At 57.1% G+C, this 23,852-nt stretch carries 18 protein-coding genes and 1 tRNA gene; 12 read left to right on the top strand and 7 right to left on the bottom strand.

Annotation, left to right across the window (positions count from 1 at the left end; genetic code table 11):
• Positions 1-165: 165 nt before the first annotated feature.
• From DHV10_RS10480 to DHV10_RS10470, 3 genes are all read right to left on the bottom strand, one after another.
• Positions 166-2,277 carry a glutaminase family protein gene (locus DHV10_RS10480; protein ID WP_109486282.1) on the bottom strand — a complete coding sequence of 704 codons (2,112 nt, stop codon included), beginning with the start codon at positions 2,275-2,277 and terminating at the stop codon, positions 166-168.
• A gap of 49 nt (positions 2,278-2,326) precedes the next feature.
• Entirely contained in the window at positions 2,327-3,379 is a 1,053-nt protein-coding gene (locus DHV10_RS10475) for an ROK family protein (RefSeq protein ID WP_109486540.1), read from the bottom strand.
• A 325-nt stretch (positions 3,380-3,704) separates the two neighbouring features.
• Positions 3,705-4,751: a LacI family DNA-binding transcriptional regulator gene (locus DHV10_RS10470; RefSeq protein WP_109486281.1), complete on the bottom strand. Its 1,047-nt coding sequence runs from the start codon at positions 4,749-4,751 to the stop codon at positions 3,705-3,707.
• A 321-nt stretch (positions 4,752-5,072) separates the two neighbouring features.
• Between DHV10_RS10470 and DHV10_RS10465 the strand changes: the two genes are divergently transcribed.
• From DHV10_RS10465 to DHV10_RS10430, 8 genes are all read left to right on the top strand, one after another.
• Positions 5,073-7,892, top strand: a complete 2,820-nt coding sequence (locus DHV10_RS10465; RefSeq protein ID WP_239461456.1) for a glycoside hydrolase family 127 protein — start codon at positions 5,073-5,075, stop codon at positions 7,890-7,892.
• Positions 7,893-8,309: 417 nt separating this feature from the next.
• Positions 8,310-9,728: a Gfo/Idh/MocA family protein gene (locus DHV10_RS10460; RefSeq protein ID WP_109486280.1), complete on the top strand. Its 1,419-nt coding sequence runs from the start codon at positions 8,310-8,312 to the stop codon at positions 9,726-9,728.
• A 128-nt stretch (positions 9,729-9,856) separates the two neighbouring features.
• Positions 9,857-10,735 (top strand): sugar phosphate isomerase/epimerase family protein, encoded by an 879-nt coding sequence (locus DHV10_RS10455; protein WP_239461454.1) that lies wholly within the window; start codon positions 9,857-9,859, stop codon positions 10,733-10,735.
• Between the two features lie 27 nt (positions 10,736-10,762).
• On the top strand, positions 10,763-11,305 hold the full coding sequence (locus DHV10_RS10450; protein WP_109486279.1) for a hypothetical protein: 543 nt from the start codon (positions 10,763-10,765) through the stop codon (positions 11,303-11,305).
• Positions 11,299-12,636, top strand: a complete 1,338-nt coding sequence (locus DHV10_RS10445) for a Gfo/Idh/MocA family oxidoreductase (protein ID WP_109486278.1) — start codon at positions 11,299-11,301, stop codon at positions 12,634-12,636. Before DHV10_RS10450 ends, DHV10_RS10445 begins: the two co-directional genes overlap by 7 nt.
• Before the next feature lie 4 nt (positions 12,637-12,640).
• A complete protein-coding gene (locus tag DHV10_RS10440; RefSeq protein ID WP_109486277.1) occupies positions 12,641-13,309 on the top strand; it encodes a discoidin domain-containing protein in 669 nt (222 codons plus the stop codon).
• 25 nt (positions 13,310-13,334) lie between these two features.
• Positions 13,335-14,816 carry a flippase activity-associated protein Agl23 gene (locus DHV10_RS10435; RefSeq protein ID WP_162601409.1) on the top strand — a complete coding sequence of 494 codons (1,482 nt, stop codon included), beginning with the start codon at positions 13,335-13,337 and terminating at the stop codon, positions 14,814-14,816.
• A 4-nt stretch (positions 14,817-14,820) separates the two neighbouring features.
• On the top strand, positions 14,821-15,651 hold the full coding sequence (locus DHV10_RS10430) for an FAD:protein FMN transferase (RefSeq protein WP_109486275.1): 831 nt from the start codon (positions 14,821-14,823) through the stop codon (positions 15,649-15,651).
• Positions 15,652-15,755: 104 nt separating this feature from the next.
• Here DHV10_RS10430 and purS read toward each other — a convergent pair whose 3' ends face one another.
• Entirely contained in the window at positions 15,756-16,001 is a 246-nt protein-coding gene (purS, locus tag DHV10_RS10425; protein ID WP_109486274.1) for a phosphoribosylformylglycinamidine synthase subunit PurS, read from the bottom strand.
• 167 nt (positions 16,002-16,168) lie between these two features.
• On the opposite strand from purS, the gene DHV10_RS10420 reads away from it, so the two are divergent.
• The 3 genes from DHV10_RS10420 (at position 16,169) to DHV10_RS10410 (ending at position 18,271) form a co-directional block, all read left to right on the top strand.
• Positions 16,169-16,750, top strand: a complete 582-nt coding sequence (locus DHV10_RS10420) for an inorganic diphosphatase (protein ID WP_109486273.1) — start codon at positions 16,169-16,171, stop codon at positions 16,748-16,750.
• 168 nt (positions 16,751-16,918) lie between these two features.
• A tRNA-Ser gene (locus tag DHV10_RS10415) sits at positions 16,919-17,012 on the top strand.
• A gap of 86 nt (positions 17,013-17,098) precedes the next feature.
• On the top strand, positions 17,099-18,271 hold the full coding sequence (locus DHV10_RS10410; RefSeq protein WP_109486272.1) for a tyrosine-type recombinase/integrase: 1,173 nt from the start codon (positions 17,099-17,101) through the stop codon (positions 18,269-18,271).
• Between the two features lie 35 nt (positions 18,272-18,306).
• Here DHV10_RS10410 and DHV10_RS28250 read toward each other — a convergent pair whose 3' ends face one another.
• From DHV10_RS28250 to DHV10_RS27075, 3 genes are all read right to left on the bottom strand, one after another.
• The gene (locus DHV10_RS28250) at positions 18,307-18,528 is read right to left on the bottom strand and encodes a helix-turn-helix domain-containing protein (protein WP_109486271.1); all 222 of its coding nucleotides are present in this window, start codon (positions 18,526-18,528) and stop codon (positions 18,307-18,309) included.
• 161 nt (positions 18,529-18,689) lie between these two features.
• Positions 18,690-19,445, bottom strand: a complete 756-nt coding sequence (locus tag DHV10_RS10400; protein ID WP_109486270.1) for a Mom family adenine methylcarbamoylation protein — start codon at positions 19,443-19,445, stop codon at positions 18,690-18,692.
• Positions 19,442-19,801 carry a hypothetical protein gene (locus DHV10_RS27075; RefSeq protein ID WP_162601408.1) on the bottom strand — a complete coding sequence of 120 codons (360 nt, stop codon included), beginning with the start codon at positions 19,799-19,801 and terminating at the stop codon, positions 19,442-19,444. The genes DHV10_RS10400 and DHV10_RS27075 overlap by 4 nt, the downstream gene beginning before the upstream one ends.
• A gap of 1,345 nt (positions 19,802-21,146) precedes the next feature.
• Here DHV10_RS27075 and DHV10_RS10390 point away from each other — a divergent pair.
• Positions 21,147-23,771 carry a DNA primase family protein gene (locus DHV10_RS10390; RefSeq protein ID WP_109486268.1) on the top strand — a complete coding sequence of 875 codons (2,625 nt, stop codon included), beginning with the start codon at positions 21,147-21,149 and terminating at the stop codon, positions 23,769-23,771.
• Positions 23,772-23,852 lie beyond the last annotated feature (81 nt).

The following is a 23,852-nucleotide window of genomic DNA, read 5'->3' as shown; positions in this document are numbered from 1 at the left end:
ACGGCAGCGGCAAGGAGCCCAGACCACGCGGGAGCACAGATGCGCCGTTTGTGCGGCAACGATGACCTCCATTGGGAAGTCTATAGCAGGTTTAGACTCGGATCCCTGCGCGCCGCAAGGTCATTGAAGATTTGTGCGCACGATCAAGCGCGAGCGGCTGCTCTATCAATGCCGAACCCCGGAGCGATCCACCCACTTGCTCCACATCTGCGGATCAGCCAGCATTTTGATATAAACGCCACCCACGACGGAACGTGCCTGGAAGCCGGGATGCTTTGCGGAGATCGTGTCGTACCAGTCGGTCATGGGAATGCGTTCAGGGGTCTTGTCGAAGAAGTGGAATATGGGGCTCACAAGAGTCTTGAAGTCTTCCTGATTGGAGGCCAGCGTGGCCGACCATACCGTCCAATCGAGCTTGGTGTAGGTCGCTCGATTATCCAGCGGCAGCCCGTAGGGATTGAGGTGCTTCTTGTAGAACGCTACTTCCCGCTGGGCGATCTCAGGCGAGAACATGCGCAGGCCAAGAATCGTGTCCCAAACCAGGTTGTACTTCTGGCTCCAGGTGCCGCTCTTGTCGAAGGCGAGGCGGTAGTGGTCGCCATCGAGAGCCATCGAACTCCATTTGTCAGCCATGGACTTAGCGGCTGATTCATACTTCTTCGCCGTCGCCTCATCGCCGAGTTGCCGTGCAAGCTGCGCGTACGCGGCGAGGGCCTCGATGGCTTTGATGGAGAGATTCGTGTTATGCGCGAGGTGCCCGGCGAAGTCGTCGGTGCAAAGCTGCTTTTCCGGATCGAATCCTTTGGCGAGCAGGAAATCGGCCCACTTGGTCACCAGAGGCCAGTAGCGCTTAGCGAATGACGCATCATGTTCCGCGCGTGAAAGAGCGGCGATCATGAGGATCATGTTGCCGGATTCCTCGACCGGCATCTGATCTTCTTCGCTGCTTTCACCTCCGCCGTAGAGCTGCCCGTTTGCGAGCGGATATACGCCGAGATCGTGCGGGGCGAAGGGGAACTTCCAATGACTGGTCTCCGCATAGCGCATCACCGGCTCGAGCTGCGCCTCAACGAGCTTCGGATTTAAGAGCAGGAACATCGGCGAAGACGGGTACAGCACATCGACCGTGGAGACCGAACCGTTGCTGAAGTTTTCCTTCGGCATAAAGAAGGGCACGCCGGCGTCATCTTCCACCAGCTTGTGCGCGCCGATGGCTTGGCGGTAGGCGAGGATGGCGATTGCTGCATATTCAGCGCCTCCTTCCTGCGTGAGATCGTGTTCAAGTTCGGAATCGAACTGCTCGGCGCGTTTGGCCAGCAATGGATAATCGTGCTCCGCGGCGTCGAGCATCTCAGCGAAGGTGGTGAACTGTTTGCGCCAGTGCGGCAGCAGCCGTTGGCGCATGTATTCGACCGAGTAGATGTCGTTGTAGGAGGCGAGGACGTGGCGCTGAACGGGCGCGCCGCCTACGGAGCCGAGCGGCATTGTGACAATCAGCTTTGGAGACGCCGGGTGCTGACTTTTTGGCATGCGCGGCTGTTCGAGATCGTCCTGCGTGGGGATCTTGCCGTTTTCCACGAAGCTTTGACGGTCGGACCAGTTGCCGGCGGTGGTGATGGTCTTGCCTTGTCTATCGGGCACGCCGAGATAGAAGTATCCCCAGTTGATGCGCAGATCGTCGCCATATTCTTCGAGCATGGGCTGCTTCTGTGTGCCGACCCGAAGCAGGTCGAGGCCGTCGATCCGATCGCGCGACCAGACTACTTTCTCACCGGGCGTATTGGTTGCGATGGTGCCGTCGAAATCAAGGTATAGCGTTACGTCATGCTGCGAGCCATCGCGCGACTTGACCTGCCAGGAAAGGTACGTGACGGGACGGCCCATGACTGCCATGTCGTCTGTAAAGGCCGGAGTGAAGAAGCAGATCTGCAATTCAATCTGCGGATTTGACATGGTCACGATGGTGCGCGTCGGCGTGATGGTGCGCTGTATCTCCTCGAGTGCCGGAGCGTTGTCGGCTTCGCCCAGATAGCGAAAGCTCTTGCCGTCGATGCGGACGATACCGGTCAGTTCCTGCCGTGCACCGGTCCAGTGGCGCGTTGGGCCGCCGGTGAGTTGGTCTGCGTCGGACCAGATGCTGAAGTACGGGTCATGCACGACGAGAGGCGTAGATGGAGGCCGCAGATTCAGATTGGATTTAGATTGCCCTTGGAAATTGACGGCAGCACTGATCGCGAACGCAGAGATTCCGATTGTGCGCAGGAACGAAGAGTTCATACAGAGTCTCCTCTGAGTTTTGCAGTTGCTCGTACCAGCCAGGAGTTTCTCAGGCAGAAGCCCAGGTTGGCTTCGAAGAATACTCGGCCGAGGAGTACACCGGAAGGATACATGCGCCCATGAGGCCGGCTTCGGCGCCGAGCCGCGCGGGGAGCACGCGTGTTCCGCCTCCGGGCATTCCGGCAGCAGCAGCTCGGCCCGGTGCAGTGAGAGCGTAGACATAGCTGCGGCGCTCGAGTTCTTCAAAGATAGAAGGCGAGAGCAAATCCCATGAGTTCGCAACTCCGCCGCCGATCACGTAGAGCGGGAAATTCAGGATGTTGACGAGCCCGGCGAGGCAGATTCCGAGAGAGCGGCCGGTTTCGTCATAGATCTTCTTTGCGTCGACGTTGCCGGCCTTTGCGGCTTCCGCAAGGCTGTGCGCAGTGAGACCCCTACCGTCGGATTTGAGAAGTGCAAGTCCGGGAGCTTTGCCCGAGCTAATCATGCGCTCGGCGGAGTTCACCAGGGCTGTGGCCGAGGCGCATGATTCCAGACATCCGTGATTACCGCAGCCGCAGAGGGCGCCGTCGGGATACACGGTCATGTGCCCGGCTTCGCCACCCATGCCTGCGGACCCGTGCCAGAGCTTTCCTTCGAAGATGATGCCGTTGCCTACGCCGGTTCCGAGCGTGAGCATGCACATGGAGTCGATACCGAGTTCTTTGCCAAGGCCGAGTTCATACTCGGCAAGGACGGCGGCATTGGCGTCGCTCTCTAGAATCACAGGGCGCCGCAGCCGCTTCTCCATTTCGGCGAGGAGAGGAAAGCCGTCCCATCCGGGAAGGTTTGGAGGATGGTGCAAGCGGCCGGCAGGGAGTTCGAGCGGTCCAGGTGATCCGACGCCTATGCCCGCGCAGTCGCGGCCGTTTGCATGTTGAGTGAGCAGTTTGGAGATTGCCTCACACATGTCATCGACGACGGCGATTGGACCCGCTTCGAGTCGGGTGCGAAGAGATACGGACTCCAGAACCCCGCGATCGGGCGAGTATGCCGCGATCCGCAGGCTGGTTCCGCCGAGATCGACGCCGATGGTGAGAACCTGTGAGTTATCCAAGGCCATTCTGCGATCACCGCGGATTAGAGGAGATCGGAAGTATGCTTGCGCCCGTTCGGCCGTGTGCGCCAGGAAGACAGGGAAGGCGCGAAGCAAATTCTCCGTTCCGCTTTGTTCTTGGAAACGATACCACACAACGCGAAACGGCGGTCAACCGAGCTGAAAGCTACCGCACATGAAGCACTCAGGACACGCGACGCGGAAATCAGGGCTGCAGGGGATGTTTCGGGTCAAATCAGCGGGGCCAGGCGAGATTCACGCTGCCGGCGTTTGGATGCGAGCGAACATGGTACCGTTTCCATGCTTGCTGGGAGGCAGAAGAAACTTCGCTTCAAGAGCCTGCGGGCGTACACCCGCAAGAGCTTCGCTGGATGAGTCTTGTTTCCAGCGTCACCATTCGAGGCCTCTTCGCCTTTTGCGGAGCGTGCGCGCCCCGTTTGCCAAGGAGTTGCTCGAACAGGAGTTCTGCTGCGACTCTGCCTATCTCTTCGACGGGTTGCTGGATGACGCTAATGGAGGGCCTCACAGTTGAAGCCAGCTCGAAGTCATCGAACCCAAGCAGTGCCATCGCCTTCGGAATGGGGACGTTCAGTTTCAGCAGAACTTCAAAGGCGTAGATGGTTGTGCTGTTCTTCAGGGTGAAGATCGCGTCGGGAGGATTTGGGCCGGAGAGCATGCTCTGGATTGCATACTCGGCGGAGCGGTAGTCCTTGACGGAGGTGTTCAAGGTGGCCGGCATGCCTGCCGCTTCCATGGCGGCGCGATAGCCGCGCATGCGTTCGTGGATAGTAAAGAGCGTTGTTTCACCTGTGAGGCAGACGATTCGTTTGTAGCCGTGATCGATGAGGTGCTGCGTGGCGAACCGGGCGCCCTTGAAGTTGTCGGAGAGCACGGCTGGAACCAGCGAGTCCGCGACGGGGCGATCCACGGCAATGACCGGAACCGAGAGCCGCCGGAGCAGGTCCTGGAGGGCTTCGCTTTGCGAGTTGGCGGGCGCAACGATCAGGCCGTCCACGCGATGGCTGATGAGGATGTTCAGGTTTTCAAGCTCGCTGTGCGGGTCGTTATGCGACGCGGTTACGATGAGCAAAGAGTCGTTGGCCTGGGCCACGGCCTGCGCAGCTTCAGCGCAACTGGAGAAGAACGGGTCGGCGATGCTGGGAATCACGAGGCCGATGGTCTTGGTGCGGTGGCCTTTTAGAACGCGGGCCGCCTGGTTGGGCCGGTAACCCATGGCATCAATGACGCGCTGGACGTGCTCCAGCGTCTTTGGGCTGACGCGATCCCCTCCGTTTATGACGCGAGAAACGGTGGTTGTGCCCACCCCGGCGGCGCGCGCCACTTCGCTGACCGTGGGAGGAGTGCCTCTCTTCTTCATCGACCTTCCAAGACTACAGTGCGGTACGAGAAGTCTAAGCTACGTGCCCTGAGGGCACAATCGAGGGTCCGTCGGTGTTTGCAGGGGCGCAGCGATTGCTCCACAGGTAAACGCTTGCTGCTCAGTTCTGGCTCCCTAGGTCGCAGGTCCCTGGAAGCTGAATCGATAGGGTTAGGGCCCGCTCTCGGCCGTTTCTTGACAGCGGTTCGGAGCAGGTTTCTACTCGATTTTGCAGTCGCGGCGGCCTTTTCAGGAAACGTTATCAGAGTGCGTTTTTGCCGGTGACAGCGTAGACGAGGCGCAGTTGAGGGGAGCTCGACCATGAAGAAGAATCGCTGGGAAAACGATGCAAGACCTGAGATGTCTCGGGCTTTGACAACCGATTCAACCCGCCGGGAGTTTCTGGCGGGGATCGGCGGAGCGGCGGCGCTTGCGGCCTTGTCGAGCCCGCCGGCGTTCGCGCAGAGTCAGGATGCGCCGCTCAACGTCGCCAGGGTCGCAGTTCCCTCGAGCCGGTCGTTGATGAGCGAGAACAGGATCTCGGCTCTGAATGACGGGTTTGAGCCTGCGGATTCGTTCGACCGTGCGCACGCACTTTATGCGATGTGGGTGAATCACGACGCTGGCGAGCGCGTGAGCTGGGTACAGTACGAGTGGAGCGAGCCGGTAAGCGTCGATAAGGTTGAGGTTTACTGGGCTGCGGAGCGTCCGCGTCCCGGAGCGATTCCGGGTAGCGTGGGGCCGGGGGTGCAAGCGCCCCAGAGCTACCGCGTCGCTTATTGGAACGGTTCGGATTTCGCGCCGGTGAAGAAGCCGCAGGGGCTCGGCGTTGCTCTGAATGCATTTAACACAACGACGTTTGAGCCGGTGAAGACGACGAAACTCAGGCTCGAGGTGGTTCCGCAGGAGCACCGCCTCACCGGAATTCTCGAGTGGCGCGTCTTCAACCATGGCCCCGCACCAGCGCTCCCGCCTGTCGTCGATGCAGGCGTTGACCGCTCGGTAGTCAGCGATGGAAAGACGTACCTCTCCGGAAAGGTTTCATGGCTGCAGGATTCGCCGCGCAACAAAGCGGTCTGGAAAAAGACCTCCGGCCCGGGCGCAGTCGCCTTCGCCGCAGCCTCCTCGCCCGTCACCACCGCGGCCTTCTTGCAACCCGGCGATTACGTGCTGGAACTCGACGCATCGGGCAGCAAGGGCGCGCTTCACCGAATCAACGTGCACGTGGAGCCTGCGCCTCCGGCGGATCGTCTGGATGTGGTGTACACCCGGAGATACTCGATCGACAGCCCTCTCTGGAATGCGCGCGCGAAAGCTCTCATCGTTGACTGGATTCCGCATTGCATCGCGATGTGCGAACGCACGGACATTGCGCCGATGCGCGGCGACGGCGGCATCGATAACTTCGTCGAGGCTGGAAAAGCCAATCGCGGCGAGCCACACGGCACGCACAAGGGTTTTGTGTTTTCGAACGCCTGGGTCCATCAGACTGTGGAGTCTATGTGCATCGCTCTCATGGTCGATCCGCAGGGTGATGCGGAGATCGTGAAAGCCCAGGAATTGATGCGCGGCACCCTCGAGCGCTGGATTCCGATTATCCTCGCCGCTCAGATGCCGGATGGCTATCTGCAGACCGCTTACATCCTTGCCGATCGCAAGGAGTGGCCGGAGCGCTGGTCGCCCGATCATCGCGGTAATCACGAGGGATATGTCTCGGGCTACTTCATCGAGTCGGCGATCAACCACTACACGCTGACCGACGGCAAGGACCTGCGCCTCTACAATGCCGCTAAGAAGCTGGCGGACTGCTGGGTTGCGAATATCGGCCCCGGCAAGAAGGAGTGGTTTGACGGGCACCAGGAGATGGAGCAGGCATTAGTGCGATTTGGCCGCTTCGTCAACGATCAGCAAGGCAATCACAGGGGAGATGCGTACATTGCGCTGGCGAAGTTCCTGCTCGACTCGCGCCGCGGGGGCTCGGAGTACGACCAGAGCCATCTCCCGCCAGGGCAGCAGTACGAGGCTGTGGGACACGCCGTCCGCGCCATGTACTTCTACTCCGGAATGGCCGACATCGCCGCGGAGACGCAGGATCGCGATTACCAGAGCGCGGTGATTTCTCTGTGGGACAACATGGTGAACCGCAAGTACTACGTAACCGGCGGCATCGGCAGCGGCGAGACGTCGGAAGGCTTCGGACCGAATTACTCGCTGCGCAATGAGGCTTACTGCGAAACCTGCTCGAGTTGTGGCGTGGTGTTTTTCCAATACAAGCTGAACCTCGCTTATCACGATGCCAAGTATGCCGACCTCTACGAGCAGACGATGTACAACGCGCTGCTGGGCGGCGTGGCCCTGGACGGCAAGAGCTTCTGCTATACCAATCCGTTGGTGAACACGGAGCGCGCGAAGTGGCACATCTGTCCGTGCTGCGTAGGGAACGTATCGCGAACGCTGTTGATGATCCCGACGTGGAGCTATGTGAAGAGCAAAGACGCGCTCTTCGTGAATATGTTTGTGGGCAGCCGGGTGCGTGTCGGCGAGGTTGCCGGAACGAACGTTGAGATCGTGCAGAAGACTGATTACCCTTGGCGCGGGGCAGTTGCCATCACGGTGAATCCGGAGGAAGCAAAGACGTTCTCCGTTCACGTCCGAATACCGAATCGGACTACGAGCAAGCTCTACAAGGAGTCGCCTGCAATTAGCGGTGTGAAAAGCCTCAAGATCAATGGCGAACCGCACACGCCGGAGATCCGCAAAGGCTATGCGGTGATTACGCGCGAGTGGAATGCCGGCGATCGCATTGAGCTCGAACTGCCGATGGAGCCTCAGTGCATCACAGCCGACGAGCGGATCGCTGCGGACCGGGACCAGGTGGCATTCAAGTATGGGCCGCTCATCTACAACGTGGAGACGGCGGATAACCAGAACATCCATCAGAAGATCGGGGATTCACCGCTCCAGGCGGAGTGGCGGCCCGATTTACTGGGCGGCGTGATGGTGATCAACGGGAGATGGGAGGACGGATCAGAGCTGATCGCGATTCCGAACTTCGCGCGCATGAATCGAGTGGGACCACCCCCTGAATACCCCAGTGAACGCGAAGATAGCAGCCAAATCGATTCGAAAGTCTGGATTTAGGAGACCTTACCGCCCGGCCGCTTTTGCGTTGGAGCGCTGCTGCCGGCTGTGGGCTCGTGCTTTGCGCGGCCGGCAGTCAGGAATCTGCTACCTTTATTGGTGAGGCGTCCAAGAGGCGCACGGCGGTGATCCGTTATGTTTCACTCTTTCCTGGTCCTGGCCACGAAAATCGTTGAGGTCCTGTTCTTTGTCGGGATCGTTGGCTGCGTGCTCGTCGTCACAATCAGCTGGGTCTCGATATTCAAAGAAGGCTTTAAAAACTCTGACGATCACGCTGCTGGCATCCGTTAGAGCGCGCTCAAATCGCTCCTCAATACGCACCGGCTTCTTCTCTCTCTTTTGCCTCTGTTCGACCTACCCGACGAAAAGTGATTAAAATCATTTGCGATTCCAGATCGAACCGACCTTGAGAGCTGAATGATGCCTGAAAAGTCTGACAGTGGTTTCTTGTCTCGTCCCTTCAATCGCCGCCGTTTCTTAAAGAGTGCTGGAACTGCTGCAGTTCTTCCAACTTTCCTGCACGGCGCGACTGCACAAACCTCCACAACTTCGCCGAACAACCGCATCAACGTCGGCGTGATCGGAATGGGCTGGCAGGGCCCCGGGAATACCGAGAACCTGCTGAACAATTCTGAGTGCCAGGTGGTGGCGGCGTGCGATATCGACGCCAACCACCTTCAGGCAGCCATCAAGAAGATCAACGAGACCTACGGCAATGAGGACTGCAAGGGCTATCACGACTTCCGTGAGTTGCTCGCCCGCCCGGACATTGATGCGGTGATGATCGCCGTGCCCGATCATTGGCACGAGATCGTGGCTACCGAAGCCGCCCGCCGCAAGAAGGACATCTACGGCGAAAAGCCGCTGGGGCACACCATCGCCGAACAGCAGTCCATTGTTCGCGCCGTGAAGCAGAACAACATCGTGTGGCAGATGGGATCGTGGCAGCGCTCCGTTCCCATGTTCCACAAAGCTGCGGAGATCGTCCGCAACGGACTGATAGGCACCGTGACCCACGTCGAAGTCGGCCTGCCCGGAGGCAACGCCGACTTTGATGGTTTTGGAAAGGCGGCTCTGGCCAAGGTCGCTGCGGCTGGCGGCACAGCGAAACATCTGGAAGAAATAGTCCCCGGGACTTCAGCCTGGGACGCACTCCTCACCGATCCGCCTAAGGAACTCGATTACGAGATGTGGGTTGGGCCGTCCAAAATGGAGCCGTATATGAAGGTGCGCTCGCATAAGTCCTGGCGGTGGAACTACAACACCGGAGGCGGCGAGCTACTGGACTGGATCGGCCACCACTGCGACATCGCCCACTGGGGACTCGACTTCGACCAGACCGGACCGCTGGAGGTGGAAGGCACGGGCGACCTACCCCCGCGCAATGCTGCATGGAACAGCGCTCCGAAGTTCCGCTTCGAGCTGAAATATCCGCAGAACGTCACCATGACCCTTGCTGGTGGAAATCCGGATATCAAGATGGGTGTGAAGTGGATTGGTACCGAGGGCTGGGTGTGGGTTGATCGGGGCGGATTTGATGCCTCGAACCCTGCGTGGAAGCAAGGCAAGTACCTACCGCGCGAATTGCGTAAGGTGAAGCTTTATACCTCTTCAGATCACATGGGGAACTTCCTTGATTGCATCCGGACGCGGCAGAAGACGGTGACGCCGGTCGAGATCGGTCACAACTCCGCAATTCCTGGGCATCTTTGCCACATCGCAATGTTGACCGGCAAGAAGATCCGGTGGGACGCGAAGGAAGAGAAGATCATCGACGATCCGGAAGCAAGCAAGTTGATGACACGCGAATATCGCGGGCCCTGGAAGATGAGCTAGCGCTTTGACGTACGAGCCCCCTCGACGAGCGCGCATCCTGGAATTTGTAGTGTTTCCGGGCTTCGGGCCGCAACTCGACCCGAAGCAACAATGAATGATCAACTGGTAGCGACCAAGTGGAGGAAGTAATGCGGCCCGTATCTCGCAGGGAATTTATCGGCGGAGCAGCAGCAATCGCATTGATTTCAGCGACGAAGATGTCGTTTGCGGAACCGTTGGGTCTGGCACCCGGCATTCAGCTCTACAGCGTGCGCGAGCAGATGGCGAAGGACTTCGAGGGCACGCTCGCCGCAGTGCGCAAGGCAGGTTATGTTGAGGTCGAGTCTGCGGCACTGCCGAAGAAGCCGGCTCCGGAACTCCGTAAGGCGCTGGATCAGGCCGGGCTGAAGTGTGTCAGCGCTCACCGCTCCTTCGAGGACGTCACGAAGAATCTGGATGCGACAACGGAGTTCGAGAAGACGATTGGCGTGAGCTACATTATCTGCCCGGGGCCGGGACGTCGAAATGCGGGACGCGGGCCTCTCACGATCGACGATTGGAAGTACAACGCCGAGGAATTCAACAAAACAGGTGAGAAACTGAAGAAGGTGGGGATCACGTTTGGCTATCACAACCACTGGTTGGAATTTGCTCCGGTGGATGGGAAGCTGCCGTACGAGGTGCTGCTGAGCCAGTGCGAGTCTGACAAGACCACGTTTGAGATGGATTGCGGGTGGGTCAAGGTTGCGGGGCACGACCCGGTTGCGCTGATGCAGAAGTATCCGCACCGCTTCTCGATGTTCCACGTGAAAGATTTCCATCTGCCGCCGGATATGACGGTCGCCAAGCACGACGAGGCGAACGTGACAGAACTGGGCCGGGGCTCGATTGACTACCGCCCGATCTTCGCGCAAGCAGCGAAGAACCAGAAGATTACGCATGCCTTCGTTGAGCAGGAGGCTTTCGACATTCCGTGGCAGGAGTCGCTGAAAGTCGATGCGACCTACCTGAAAAACTTAACCGTCTAGGCGAAGACCAAAGCGCCCTGAGGATACATGGCTACAACAACTGAAGTGAGAGTGACTCCGGCCCAGAGAATCGCATGGGACTACACCTTTGCGTTCTGGGCTTTGCGCCTATGGCTCGGTGTTCGCGCGCTGTTCGTGGGCATTCAAAAGTACGCGGTCTACAAAGCGGTGGCACAGCCGCTCATTGATCCATCTACCGGCCAGCCGGATGCCAGCGGCGTGATGGTAAACGTAAACGTCAAGTCGTATGCGCTGGCTAACTACGCGGGCGTGCCGACAGCGCTGCGGGATAAGTTCGCGCACGATCCGATGTTTCCGAAGTTTGCGCTGACGATATTCGATAAGACGCTTGGGCCATTGTTCATCCTCACCGGCATCATGTTGATCATCGGCCTCGGAACGCGGCTTTCACTGCTGATTCAGGGGCTGCTGTTCATTGCTCTGACGGTCGGCCTGGTGCTGATTGATGAAAATGCTGGTGTGGCGTATCTCGGTATCCATATTGCTCTGGTCGCAGCCGCCTTTGTGCTCGCCCAGCACAACAGGTTTGTGGTTCTGAAAAAATGGTAGACAAACTGAATCGTCGCGAATTTCTCAGCGCGACCGCGGTTGCGGGCGCCGCAATGCTTCTGGAAGCCTGCAAGTCGGATACGGCCGAACAGAAAGCTGCGGTCGGCAAGTCGTCGCTGAACAATATCAACATTGCTCTGATCGGATACGGCGAAGAAGGCAAGGTTCTCCTCGAATCCCTGCTGAACATTCCGGGCGTCAAAGTAGTTGCCCTGTGCGACATCTGGGACTACCACCGCGGTGAAGGCCAGAGGTATCTTCAGAAGCTCGGGAACGAAGTTCGGGCGTATGAAAATTACGAAGACCTGCTCTCGAAAGAGAAGGATCTTCAGGCTGTCGTCATTGCGACACCCGACTTCTGCCACGCGCCGATGACGAACACGTGCCTCAAGGCAGGTCTGCACGTCTACTGCGAAAAGATGATGAGCAACACGATCGACGGTGCGCGCTCCATGGTGAAAACCATGCGCGATACCGGAAAGCTGTTGCAAATCGGTCATCAGCGCCGCAGCAATCCGCGGTATCTTTTCACGCTCAACCGGCTGCTGCATGAGGCGAACTTCTGCGGCAAGCTGACCGCTATCCAGGGTCAGTGGAATCGTGCCGTAAAGGAAGACTTTGGCTGGCCGAAAAAGTACGAGATTCCGCAGAGCATGTTGGCTAAGTACGGCTACAAGGACATGCATCAGTTCCGGAACTGGCGCTGGTTCAAGGGACTGGGTGGCGGCCCGTTGTCAGACCTGGGAGCGCACCAGATCGACATCTTCAACTGGTGGATGGGGAGGACGCCGAAATCCGTTATGGCCAGTGGAGGTTTGGATTATTACAAGAACCACGACTGGTACGACAACGCGATGGTGATCTATGAGTTCCCTGTCGACCAGGCAGTCGCGCGCGCTTTCTATCAGGTGCAGACTACAACCAGCGCGGGCGGCGGCTATTACGAGCAGTTCATGGGCGATGATGGAACGATCAGGATGTCGGAAGACCCCGCTATCTGCGCTATCTACCGCGAAGCTCGCGCCACCGCTGTCTCATGGGACGACCTGACACAGAAGGGCTACGTGAAGGCGAAGCCGCTGGCCGCCGACACCGCCAAGGTCGACGTTCGAGAAACCGCGGCGCTGGCCGAATACGAAATCCCCGTGTTCTTCAATAAGCCACCGCATCAGCCTCACCTTGAGAATTTCTTCAATGCGATCCGCGGCACGGCTAAGCTGAACTGCCCGGCCGATGAAGCTTTCTCGAGTGAGTACGTGATCCATAAGGCCAATGAGGCAGTAGCCGCCGAGAAGAAAATCAACATCTCAGATGAAGAAGTGAGAGCCTGAATCCATGAAACTGAACCTTTCCCGCACATCCGCGATTGTCGCCGCACTCCTTTTCGCAACCGCCGCTCTGGCACAGGACAAGGTGCCGCTGAAGACGCAACTTCCCAAGCCGCTGTTCGTCGGGACGCCTGTTCCCCTCAACGTGCCGAACCTGGAACCGCCGCTCAAGGGTAAGCGCGCAGACTTCATGGTCCCAGCCGGTACGGTCAACCTGGCCAAGGGCAAAAAGGTTACAGCCAGCGACGATAGCCCTGTGACCGGAACGCTGGACCTGATCACCGACGGCGATAAGGCTGGCGACGAAGGTTCGTGGGTTGAACTTGGGCCTGGCAAGCAGTGGGTTCAGATCGATCTCGCCAAGAAGGCCAACATTTACGCCGTGCTCGTGTGGCACTTCCACTCGCAGGCGCGCGTATATCGTGACGTCGTCGTGCAGGTTTCCGATGATCCGAACTTCAAGTCAGGCGTGAACACGATCTTCAACAACGACTTCAAAAATGAAGTAGGGGCAGGCGCGGGTAAGGACCAGAATTACGTAGAGACCTACCAGGGCAAGCTGATCGACGCCAAGGGAGTGCAGGGACGCTACGTTCGCCTCTACAGCAATGGCAACACCAGCAACAAACTGAACGACTACATCGAGGTCGAGGTGTGGGGCAAGCCTGCTGCCTAGGTCCGCATTGGGCGGCGAAGCTCTGATGCGCCGCGCGATTCACTCACGGACGCGCTGGCTCCCCTTCATCTTCGTCGCGCTTCTCGGTCTGGCCGTTCGCCTTCCGCAACTGGGCGAGCGGCCGATGCACACCGACGAAGCGATCAACGGATACATCGTTGGACAGCTACTTTCCGGAGAGCCGTTTCGATACGACTCCGTGGACCGCCACGGTCCTGCCTTGTCCCTGATTGCACTCCCTCTGGCGCGGATACAAGGCGCGCGATCTTTCTCCGATCTCACCGAATCGGAACTGCGACTAGCTCCTGTACTCGCCGGATGCCTGACCATCCTCCTCTTCGGCGCTGCTGTTGATCTGTTCGGGTTTCTTCCCTGCCTAGTCGCAGCACTGCTATTTGCATTTGGACCACTCCCGCTCTACTACGATCGGTACTTCATCCATGAGTCGCTCTTCTGCGCCGCAACGTTCGGGTTAATCCTATCCGGCTGGCGTGCCTGGAGTTTGTCGTCTCTGGGCTATGCTGCGCTAGCAGGCGCTTGTGGGGCATTGATGCTCGCAGCTAAAGAGACTGCTTTCCTCCACTTCGTCGCTCTGGCGGTCGCGGCGATTGTGTTTGGTTTCTGGAGCAGACCCGTACAACGCAGCACTTCAGGAAAACAGCTGAGTATATTGCTGATCGCAAGCGGAACCTTCGTAGCGCTCAGTGTTCTTCTCTACACCTGGTTTGGCCGAAACTGGAGCGCATTGCACGCGCTGTTCGGGGCGACGCCGCATCTGGTTTCGCGCGCAGGCGGGCAGGGTCATGCGAAACCATTCTGGTACTTCGCTCAGCTTCTCACGAGCGGCCAGTCCGGAGCCGTTGTTACCGCTCTTGCCTGCATCAGGCTTTTTGCCGCGATGAGAAGAAGCCAGCCCTCGTCTTACACCTTCATCGCTATTTACCTCATTCTGATCGGTTCAATCTACAGCCTGATCCCATACAAGACGCCGTGGCTGGCGCTGAACCTCTGGCTGCCGCTGGCCTTGCTTGCGGGAGGTGCAAGCGAGATGCTGTGGCAGGCAGCAACTTCGCACGCATTTGGACGAGTCGCGATCCCTGCTCTCGGCGTACTGGCAGTGTTGGTGGCTGCCTCAATCGCGCACGATACGCGCGAGCGTGTCTTCCTGCATCCCGCGGACGAACAGAACCCGTACGCCTATGCACACACCACCGATGACATTCTCGGACTGCCTGCAGAAATTTCGGAACTCGCCCGGCGCGCTGGCATCACGAGTCCGCGCATCGCCGTGATCGCCTCGGACCCATGGCCCTTGCCGTGGTACCTGCGGCACTTCTCTCAAGTCGGCTTCTGGCAACCAAGCCAGCAGCCGGCCCACGCTGATTTCTACATCACATCAACCGATTCTGCTGAGCAGTACCGCGACTTGCTGAAAGATTACCGGGCCGATTTCTTCGGTGTGCGACCGGGCGTTCTGATCCTGTTGTGGTTGCCGGCGCCGAAGTGATTCCATGGCTGAAATCCATCAATTCAACCATCGCGCAATGGCAACTCATTATGAAGTTCGCGTCGCCGCCGAGGAGAGGACTTATGCGGCTCAGGCTGCTCAGGCTGCGTTCGATCTTCTGGACCGGCTCGAAGCTCGACTGAGCCGCTACAAACCGAACAGCGACATCGCCCGACTCGCTCAGCTCGCTCCTGGAGAGAAGCTGCGCGTGAGCGAGCCAGCCCTGGCCTGCCTTCAGATTGCGAAACAGATGGAGCAGATCACGCAGAGCGCCTTCTGTCCCACTCCCGCTGCCCTTCAAACCCAACCCGCACTACCGGAATGGAATCTGCTTGCCGCGGAGCAATCGATCCAGTGCGTAAGCGGCCGTCTCGATTTCGACCTGGGCGCCATCGGCAAAGGCTTCGCGCTGGATCGCATGGCGGAACTGATTCGCGAGTGGGATTGCCCATCATTCCTGCTCGTGGCAGGAGGGAGCAGCATTCTCGCGGGAGATTCGCCCACCGATGCAGCGGGTTGGTCCTGCGGCCTCGGAGAAGACGATTCACCCCACCGCATCTTTCTCTCAAACGCGTCGCTGAGTGGCTCTGGGCTCGCAGTGAAGGGCGCCCACATACTCGATCCGAGAAGCGGCCTGCCAGCACCCCGACAATCCCGGGCATGGATTCTGGCAGACACGGCCGCCGATTCAGATGCCCTTTCGACAGCCTGCATGGTTCTCAGCGAGGCTGAACTGATCGGCATCCTTGAACGAAATCACTCATGGCTCGCTTTCCTTGAGACGGAGGAAGGACCTCGCCCCCTCGGAAGACGATCAATCCCTAGTCCAGCATAGCTATGGCGATAATCAGCTAACCTTCTGCCCACCAGCGGTTTAGGCTGCCGGCTAAAAAAGCGGCGAGATGCTTCAGCAAAGTGAAAGTGAGCAGCCGACCGCTTTTACTCTTCGAGCCTGTACGTGAACTCCTCGATCACTGGGTTGGTCAGCACTTCCCGGGCGATCCGCTCCACTTGGGTTCGCGCGGCTTGTTGGTCAAGTCCATCCGAGAGCGACAGTGCAAAGTACTTGCCCTGGCGCACCGCTGCAATGTCCGAAAAGCCGATCTTCTTCAGTGCATTGTGAATAGTCTGACCCTGCGGATCCAGGACCGAAGTCTTCAACGTAACGTAGACATGCGCCTTCATCTTCCCGGATTATAGTAGTTCAAGTGGTGCCCGGTAAGTGCCCTCCCGACTCGTCTTCACCCAAGGTTCCCCTCAAGTGAAGACAAAGCGCATGGCGCGGTGCGCATCCAACGAGATTCCGGTCCCTCTGCCTGCCGGACCCAACCCCGAGAGGATGTAGAAACAGAATGATCAATTATTTGGAGCTTCCCATCGGAGAGCGCTCGCCTGAGGTTTTTCGGGCAGTCATCGAGATACCTAAAGACGGTACCAATAAGTTCGAGTACGACAAGCAGTTGCACGTGTTCAAGCTTGACCGCAACCTGCATTCACCCGTGCACTATCCCGGCGACTACGGCTTCATTCCTTCCACGCTGAGCGACGATGGCGATCCACTCGATGTCCTTGTCCTTGTCCCGCACGCCACTTTCCCCGGATGCGTACACGAAGTCCGCCCCATTGGGCTACTCGAAATGCTCGATCAGGGCACCCTCGACGAAAAGGTACTTGCCGTGGGCAAGAACAATCCGCGATACACTAACGTCTGGAACTACACCGACATTTACCCCCACATGCTCAAAGAGATCACGCACTTCTTCTCCGTATACAAGGACCTCGAGGGCAAGCGGGTGGAGATCAAGGGCTGGCACGACGCCGCCTACGCGCGGGATAGGGTCGTCCGCGCCACCAAGCTTTTCGAAGAGGCCCACAAGGGCGACGACGCCAAGCTGAAGCCTGTTGCTCTAAAGCAGAAAGTCGCCGCCAAATAGACAGCGGGCATTCGGACCAAGGCAATGAGTCGACCGAGGCGAGCACGGCGTGAAGTGGGTGGGGTCTGGGAGATGTGGTTACAGCCCGTTATGGGCTAGGCTGATCCGCCGCTGACAGCTGATCTCTGACCGCTAATCTCTGATCCCTGTATAATCCAGACTGAGCCCGGAGAGATGGCCGAGAGGCTGAAGGCGGCGGTTTGCTAAACCGTTATAGGGGCTAAAACCTCTATCGGGGGTTCGAATCCCCCTCTCTCCGCCAGCATCTAGAATCAACAACATACAGCCACTGTTACGATAGTCTGTTAAGAATCGCCTACCTCTGAGTATTAACCCTCGGAGGATTTCATGGCGAACACTACCGCCCGACTATACATTCGCAGCAGTTCTGGGTTCTCTACTCTACCCAAAAAGTTGGTAGACCTTCCAACCAGCCAGTCATTCTATTTGGTCTGGTACGAAGGCAACCGCAAACGCGCCCGAAGCGTAAGCCGTTTCGTAGATGAAGCCCAAGTTGCCCTCATCAACAAGGAGTCTGAACTCCGGAGGGCTGCAATCAACTTTCAATCGCAAGGCCGAAGGAACACACAACAGTCCGATGTGCCTGAAAGCCCTCAACTCGCAGATGCAGCAACCGAGTACGTCACCCGCGTCAAGAAATCTAAAAAACACAAGACTTTCTTGGCCTACAACCGAGCGGTGACGGATTTTGTAACGGTCGTCGGCGACAAATCCACTGCTGACCTGACCCGTAAGGATGTCCTTCAGTTCATGGATTGGATGCGCACCAAGGATGCGGACGACCGCACCATCTACAACCGGCTCACCCATCTCAAAACTTTTTTCACCGAATACTCTTTATCGTGGCCGTTACTCAAGACGGACAGGGTAAAGTACACCGAGCCGCTCGTTCGAGCGTACTCCGATTCCGACCTCAAGCGACTGTTTGCAGTGACCGATGAAGAAGAGGCCGACCTGTTCCAATTCTTCTTGGTCACGGGTGGGCGGGAGCAGGAGGTCAGCACCGCGACTTGGGCTGACATCGACTTCGATTGCCATGAGTTTCTGATTCAGGACAAGCGTGACCTCGATTGGACTTCAAAGGACCGCGAGGAAGGTAATATCCCGGTACCTGACGATTTCATCCATCGAATGGAAGAACGGCATCGGCGTTACCCAAAAAGCCGCCTCATCTTCCCAAATACGCTTGGGAAGCCGCAAGGGCATTTCCTGCGCCAGCTTCAGAACTTGGCCAAGAGGGCTGGGTTGAATTGTGGCGGCTGTGTCAATCGCAAGGGAGAGAGTTGCACCGATGACGCTGTGTGCTCAAACTGGGGGCTGCATCGGTTCCGCAAAACCTTCGCCAGCTTGCACCATGACAACGGAGTACCCGTCCGTACCATACAACGCTGGTTGCGTCACTCTAGTCTGGAAACTACACTTCGCTACCTTGCGGCCGGGCAGAACAAGAAGTATCGAGCGAAGGTGAATACAACGTTCTCAAACATCATTAAGGCGTGACAGCAAAGAAGGGCGGCTTCATGCCGCCCTTCGGTTTATGCTGCCGTCGTAACTCGACGTGCCCACAAGAAGTCTGCCAACTCCTTGGGCTCAATGCGCCATTCCTGCCCGACCTTGAATGCACCGATTTTCCCGGCCTTAACCCAAGCCCGAACTGTCTCGCCATCGAATCCTGCGTATGATCCGGCTTCCTTCAGAGTGAGAAGCCGTTCAAGTGACTTCAGCGTTCCGACTACTGTAATGTTTTCTCTATCCATTGCTACCGCACCTTACCCTTAGCTAGGGTTGTACTCTCTAAATACTCGGTTTCTAGTCATACGAGGCTCTTGCTCGTGCCTGCCTTGGCGATTCGATTACAGGTCAGCCAAAGAAGGCGAACCAAAAGTGATTGCAGGAGGGCTTGAACGCGCAATGATTGCTAATCTGCTCGCCTCGGATAAGGTAAGGAGGGCAACTTCAGTGCTCTGCGATACTGCTTCACAATGGCCGGTGTTCCATAAAGTCCAATAAATTTGTGTTTTCGCTCTCCGGGCAAGAACACCGCACCTTGGTCGGTCAGAAGCTGCTTTTGCTCTGCCCATGTTCTTCGATATCGCATCGGTTCTCCTTGCTTATGGCCCCGCCTGTCACGCGCCAAGCCGCTGATCTGTCGGCTGTCGTGAATCTTGCCGTCGAGTACAAACACCTGTGCTGCGCGGGTGTACCCGGCGTATTGCCAATTCAGACTGGAATAAATGACTCCACATTCACCCGCCGACTCGGTGGCGTATGCGATGAAAAGATTTTTGTTGTAGAGTTCGGCCATCTGCTCACAAGCGCGTCGTATTAACCAACTCGCAGAATTCTTTGGAGTCCACGGAAGGCAGGTGCCGCGAACGAGTTCACACACGCGGTCAGCGTGTTCAACTCCAGCAACGCTCTCCCACACTCGCGTTCCACCTGTTGCTCCGAAGCCTTCGCACCCGCCCAAGTGTTCGCCAAAGAAGAGACCGAACCACTTGCGACCGGAACCCATGGAGCGCAACCATTCGTATTTCAGGATCAGCGGTCTCGCCTGTTCATGAGTAATCTCACGAACACAAGCATGAGCGAAGTCTTGGGCGAGAGCCCGTTTGATGTCTTCGTCGGGCTCAGGCGGTGCAGACTCTCGAATCTCTCGCTGATGACATTTCATGCCCTTCCCTCAATGACCTTGACGGCAAAAGACAGTTCTCGCGCACCGCGTAGCACCTTACGCCATGCCTCAGACGCCTTCTGGAGGTCACTTTTTTGGCGGTCTGTGAGCATAGCGGCATCGGAATAGACTACCCGCTCCATAACCCTGATATATCTCTCGGCGGCTTCCACGCTGGCAGCAAGACGACTATTGATTCGCAACTCTGGCATCGACTTCTCCGCTGTCTTTACCGTCAGTGTGGTGGCTGCGGTCACCGCGTCAGCATGGTCCTTCTCGTATCCGGCAATGATGGCCTTGGCTTGATCGTTCCCCGCTTCCGCTGCTGCTCCCAACTTATCCTTCGCGTCGGCCAAAGCCTTTGCAGCGGCTGTGACCCGTCGCGCCGTTGCGGACCTGGTCCGCGATGCAGCGGAACCGCTGCTCCGCTCACCGGCTACCGTGCCTTCAAGTGTGGGAGGGTCAACGACCGTAGCCAACAATTCTAAGGCCGCGTTGGTGCGACACTTCCACGACCTAAAAGTACCGGGTGGAACACCGACAGACCTCAAAAACTCATGGAACGTCGGTTCCACGAGGTCATGCAAGTCGGTACGAGCACCTTGCTGCTTGGTGTATCTCCGCTCGACTTCAAGCAGGGCCGGATATAACTCAGCCTGTCTCCGGGTGAATCCTTCTACATGCGCAGCACAACGGGCGGCACGATGCTGAACATAAGTCCGTAACTCAGCAGATGGTATCTCACGGAGGCTGACCTGTGTTGCTGCAACACTAGTGAGCGATGTGAGAGACAGGGAACGATCCAATGTAGCCATTGTTTATATCCTCAAAGTGCGAGCGTCTCTCCTCACTCGCCTAAAGCGATAATCTGCCTGAGTGGGCTCGAAATCAACATGCTCCGTCAGAGCGTATAGCCAGTAACCATCGGTAGTTTGGTAAGCATTTTCAAAGTCCAAGTACATCGAACTCTGCGCCAGTCCGGTCGCAAAAATTCGCCGAAAAACATGGCTAACTTACGTCTAGTTAAAATCAGTCACTGGGGATGATTACCAAAGAGTTTGTGGATTGATTTGCAACGGCTCTCTTGATGCCAGAAACGGCCAAGCCCCCGGCACGAATGCCGAGGGCTGAGTTACGACGAGTATATCCCTGAGCAATCCGCCGTGTATCGCAGTATGGAGCCAGTATGTAAATCAGATAGTTTTCAAAAAATTATTTCACCGTCTTCCTCGTCCGCCAATCCACTGCCGTTCTTTCGCGGCAATCGCCGCGAAGCGCGGACTTCGGCGATGTTGGCGCAATCATGCGGGAAGAGGCTCTGAAAGCATACCCGGTACAACCGTCAGCTGAGGTACCTACTCTACTCCGACCCCTTACTCCAGCGGTGGGTATCCGATTGTTGACGCACGGCGGAGCACTGGCGTGCGCTCAGTATCAATGAAACGCCGGAATCAACAGGCACTACAAAAAAGATTTCAGAAGTTCGTGGTTTCCGAGTATTGGACCTTTGGCAGAGGTTGCAGCCTGCCATTCCCCGCCTTCACGCTGGGTTTCCACAGGGGTCGTCGAAAGACGACCCCGTTCCGAAACTCAGGCTATGCGAGGAACGGAACCGGAAACTCACTCTCAATAAGACTCTAACTTACAGAACGACTTTGACCTGTGTTTCTGGCTCCGATTTTCATGATTGGAGCGCACTAGATGCCAGATGACTTGAAACTGTATGACCTTACTGAGATTCGCAAGGCCATCAAGATACTGTTCTCCGATGTTCGGTTTGGAGAAGGCGAATGTGTTGAAATCAGGGCATTCGACAAGAAGAAGCGGCTGGTCGTCAGCGGCTGGTTCGATGACCTTGACCTGTTGGCGAAGCGGGTTGCCCGTGCTGCTCGTGACGGCGTAGGAAGCCCCGGCACTTACCGCTTCATTCAGGACAACGTCTACTGGACAGTCAACCCCGTCAACGATGCCCTCCTCTCTCGTCAAACCAAGAACACTCTGGAATTCGTGTCAGAAAACAGCAGCGATAACAACATCACTCGTCGTTGCTGGTTTCCAATCGATGTTGACCCCATTCGGCCTTCGGGAGTGTCAGCTACCAAAGAAGAGCGCAAGCTTGCTGTCGATGTAATCAGTGCGATGGCCGGGAAATTGGAAGAACTCGGATTCACTGAAAACATGTATGTGGGCGGAACCTCAGGCAACGGGTTTCACTGCCTGATTCGTGTTGACTTGCCCAATGACGATGACAGCCGTGACCTGCTTCGCGATTGCCTTAAGAGTCTGAACACGCTCGTCGGTACCGCGAAGGCTGAGATTGACCCGAAGGTGTTCAACGCTGCTCGAATCATTAAGGCGTACGGCACCATAGCACGAAAGGGCATCAATGACGAGAAGCGGCCATGGCGAATGTCAAAGCTAACTCACATCCCTGAACGGGTTGAGGTTGCATCGCGCGAATTGTTGGAGAAACTTGCCGCGCTCGCGCCTCAAGGTGGTAATCCGAAGCGTGCGGTCGAAGATAAACCGCACGGGCCGTGGACGGAACAAAACACCCAAGCCTACATTGACGGTGGAACCGATTGGAAATGCATTCGCGAGGAAGGTAAGAAGTCCAACGAGGTTTGCAGGTGGATTGGACGCTGCGTCAGAGATAACACCCACACCGACGCGGCTATCATCCTTCACACGGATGGCTGGTGGAGCTATACCTGCTTCCACGCATCGTGTGCCCACTTCCGGCACGAACAATTCAAAGCGCACTGGTCGGAACGTAAGGGCAACTACGCGTTCCCCACGTTGAAGCGACATTCTGGAATGACGGATGGTTTCGCAGTTGAGTTCCTCTCCGATGTGATCGAGGAGACTCCGTGCGTGGAGGAGATTCCACTCTATAATCTTACTGACACAGGCAATGCGGAACGTTTTGCATGGAGGTACAAGAATCAATTCCTGTACTGCCCGCAGCGTGACTGGTATGCATGGGATGGCAAGCGTTGGAAGCCGGATGGAGTCTCAGCTATCACGTTGGCATCCATTGCGACTGTGCGGAAGATTAGCGATGAGTTGAGGCGTGCTCTCGCCAATTGCGACTCCGAGACCGAGGATGGTCAATATCAAATCGACGACATTACAAAATCCTACAGCCGTTGGGCGAAGACCAGCGAGGCTCGTCCACGTTTGGAAGCTCTGGCGAGTATCGCTGAGAAGTTCCTGCCTGTAGAACTGGACAGGTTTGACCAAGACCGGATGCTGTTCAACTGCGCTAATGGGACTATCGACCTAAAAACAGGTGAGCTACGTCATCCACGTCGCGAGGACTACATCACCACAATATCTCCCGTTCAGTATGAGCCCGCAGCCGAGTGTCCGCTATGGATGGAGTTCTTGAGTGATGTCACAGCCGGAAATGACGAGCTTATCCGCTATTTGCAACGGGCAGTCGGTTACAGTTTGACCGGCTTGACCGTGGAGCACTGCATGTTCATTCTGTGGGGCACCGGCAGAAATGGGAAGTCCACGTTCTTGGAGGTGATCCAGCACCTTATGGGAGAGTACTCCAAGGCTGCACACATGAATACGTTCATGCAAAAGAAACAGGATGAGGGTATTCCGAACGACTTAGCGGCTCTGGCATCAGCACGTTTCGTGTCGGCGACTGAGTCCGACGATGGCAAACGGCTTGCCGAAGCAAAGATTAAACAGATCACGGGCGGTGACACTGTGACCGCTCGGTTTCTGCACAAGGAGTTCTTTCAATTCCAGCCGCAATTCAAAATCTGGCTGGGTACCAATCACAAGCCAACGGTCTATGGGACGGACGAGGGCATCTGGCGTCGTATTCGACTGATCCCGTTCGAGGTTTACATTCCAGATGGCAAGAAGGATGAAAAGCTGACACAGAAACTCATCAGTGAAGCACCGGGAATTTTGAATTGGGCATTGCAGGGACTGGAAGAGTACAGGTTTCACGGCATGATGGAGCCAGACATCGTGAAGGCAAGTACAGAGGACTACCGCGCCTCACAAGATTGGATGACACGGTTCTTGGGGGAAGTTACTGAGCCAAGCTCGGAGGACAATATTCCGGCTCGCAAGTTGTATGAGAAGTACGGTGACTGGTGCAGCCGTACAGGCGAGTTCAAGCTGAAGGAAGCCAAGTTCGCCGAAGGCATGCAGCAGAAAGGTATGAAGTCGAAAGAGAAGCGGCAGAGTGACGGCAGTAAAAAAATGGCATATGAAGGTATCAAGCTTCGTGGTGGGTTGTCAGGGTTAGGAATGGGTGAAATGCCGTCGGCTGATCTGGATGGGTTAATTGGCTACTAGATGTGCAGCCCACCCTAGCGAGCGTCCATTAGTCGGTGGATGTCCGGGTATGTCTGGGGGGATTTGGCACTGTAGTTCATA

This window comes from Occallatibacter savannae (assembly GCF_003131205.1).
Lineage (GTDB): Bacteria > Acidobacteriota > Terriglobia > Terriglobales > Acidobacteriaceae > Telmatobacter > Telmatobacter savannae.
This window is presented reverse-complemented; position numbering and strand designations above follow the sequence as displayed.

Bases quoted from the DNA above. Each gene is read 5' to 3' on its own strand.
- DHV10_RS10480 (WP_109486282.1), bottom strand. From the start codon at position 2,277: ATGAACTCTTCGTTCCTGCGCACAATCGGAATCTCTGCGTTCGCGATC.
- DHV10_RS10475 (WP_109486540.1), bottom strand. From the start codon at position 3,379: ATGGCCTTGGATAACTCACAGGTTCTCACCATCGGCGTCGATCTCGGC.
- DHV10_RS10470 (WP_109486281.1), bottom strand. From the start codon at position 4,751: ATGAAGAAGAGAGGCACTCCTCCCACGGTCAGCGAAGTGGCGCGCGCC.
- DHV10_RS10465 (WP_239461456.1), top strand. From the start codon at position 5,073: ATGAAGAAGAATCGCTGGGAAAACGATGCAAGACCTGAGATGTCTCGG.
- DHV10_RS10460 (WP_109486280.1), top strand. From the start codon at position 8,310: ATGATGCCTGAAAAGTCTGACAGTGGTTTCTTGTCTCGTCCCTTCAAT.
- DHV10_RS10455 (WP_239461454.1), top strand. From the start codon at position 9,857: ATGCGGCCCGTATCTCGCAGGGAATTTATCGGCGGAGCAGCAGCAATC.
- DHV10_RS10450 (WP_109486279.1), top strand. From the start codon at position 10,763: ATGGCTACAACAACTGAAGTGAGAGTGACTCCGGCCCAGAGAATCGCA.
- DHV10_RS10445 (WP_109486278.1), top strand. From the start codon at position 11,299: ATGGTAGACAAACTGAATCGTCGCGAATTTCTCAGCGCGACCGCGGTT.
- DHV10_RS10440 (WP_109486277.1), top strand. From the start codon at position 12,641: ATGAAACTGAACCTTTCCCGCACATCCGCGATTGTCGCCGCACTCCTT.
- DHV10_RS10435 (WP_162601409.1), top strand. From the start codon at position 13,335: ATGCGCCGCGCGATTCACTCACGGACGCGCTGGCTCCCCTTCATCTTC.
- DHV10_RS10430 (WP_109486275.1), top strand. From the start codon at position 14,821: ATGGCTGAAATCCATCAATTCAACCATCGCGCAATGGCAACTCATTAT.
- purS (WP_109486274.1), bottom strand. From the start codon at position 16,001: ATGAAGGCGCATGTCTACGTTACGTTGAAGACTTCGGTCCTGGATCCG.
- DHV10_RS10420 (WP_109486273.1), top strand. From the start codon at position 16,169: ATGATCAATTATTTGGAGCTTCCCATCGGAGAGCGCTCGCCTGAGGTT.
- DHV10_RS10410 (WP_109486272.1), top strand. From the start codon at position 17,099: ATGGCGAACACTACCGCCCGACTATACATTCGCAGCAGTTCTGGGTTC.
- DHV10_RS28250 (WP_109486271.1), bottom strand. From the start codon at position 18,528: ATGGATAGAGAAAACATTACAGTAGTCGGAACGCTGAAGTCACTTGAA.
- DHV10_RS10400 (WP_109486270.1), bottom strand. From the start codon at position 19,445: ATGAAATGTCATCAGCGAGAGATTCGAGAGTCTGCACCGCCTGAGCCC.
- DHV10_RS10390 (WP_109486268.1), top strand. From the start codon at position 21,147: ATGCCAGATGACTTGAAACTGTATGACCTTACTGAGATTCGCAAGGCC.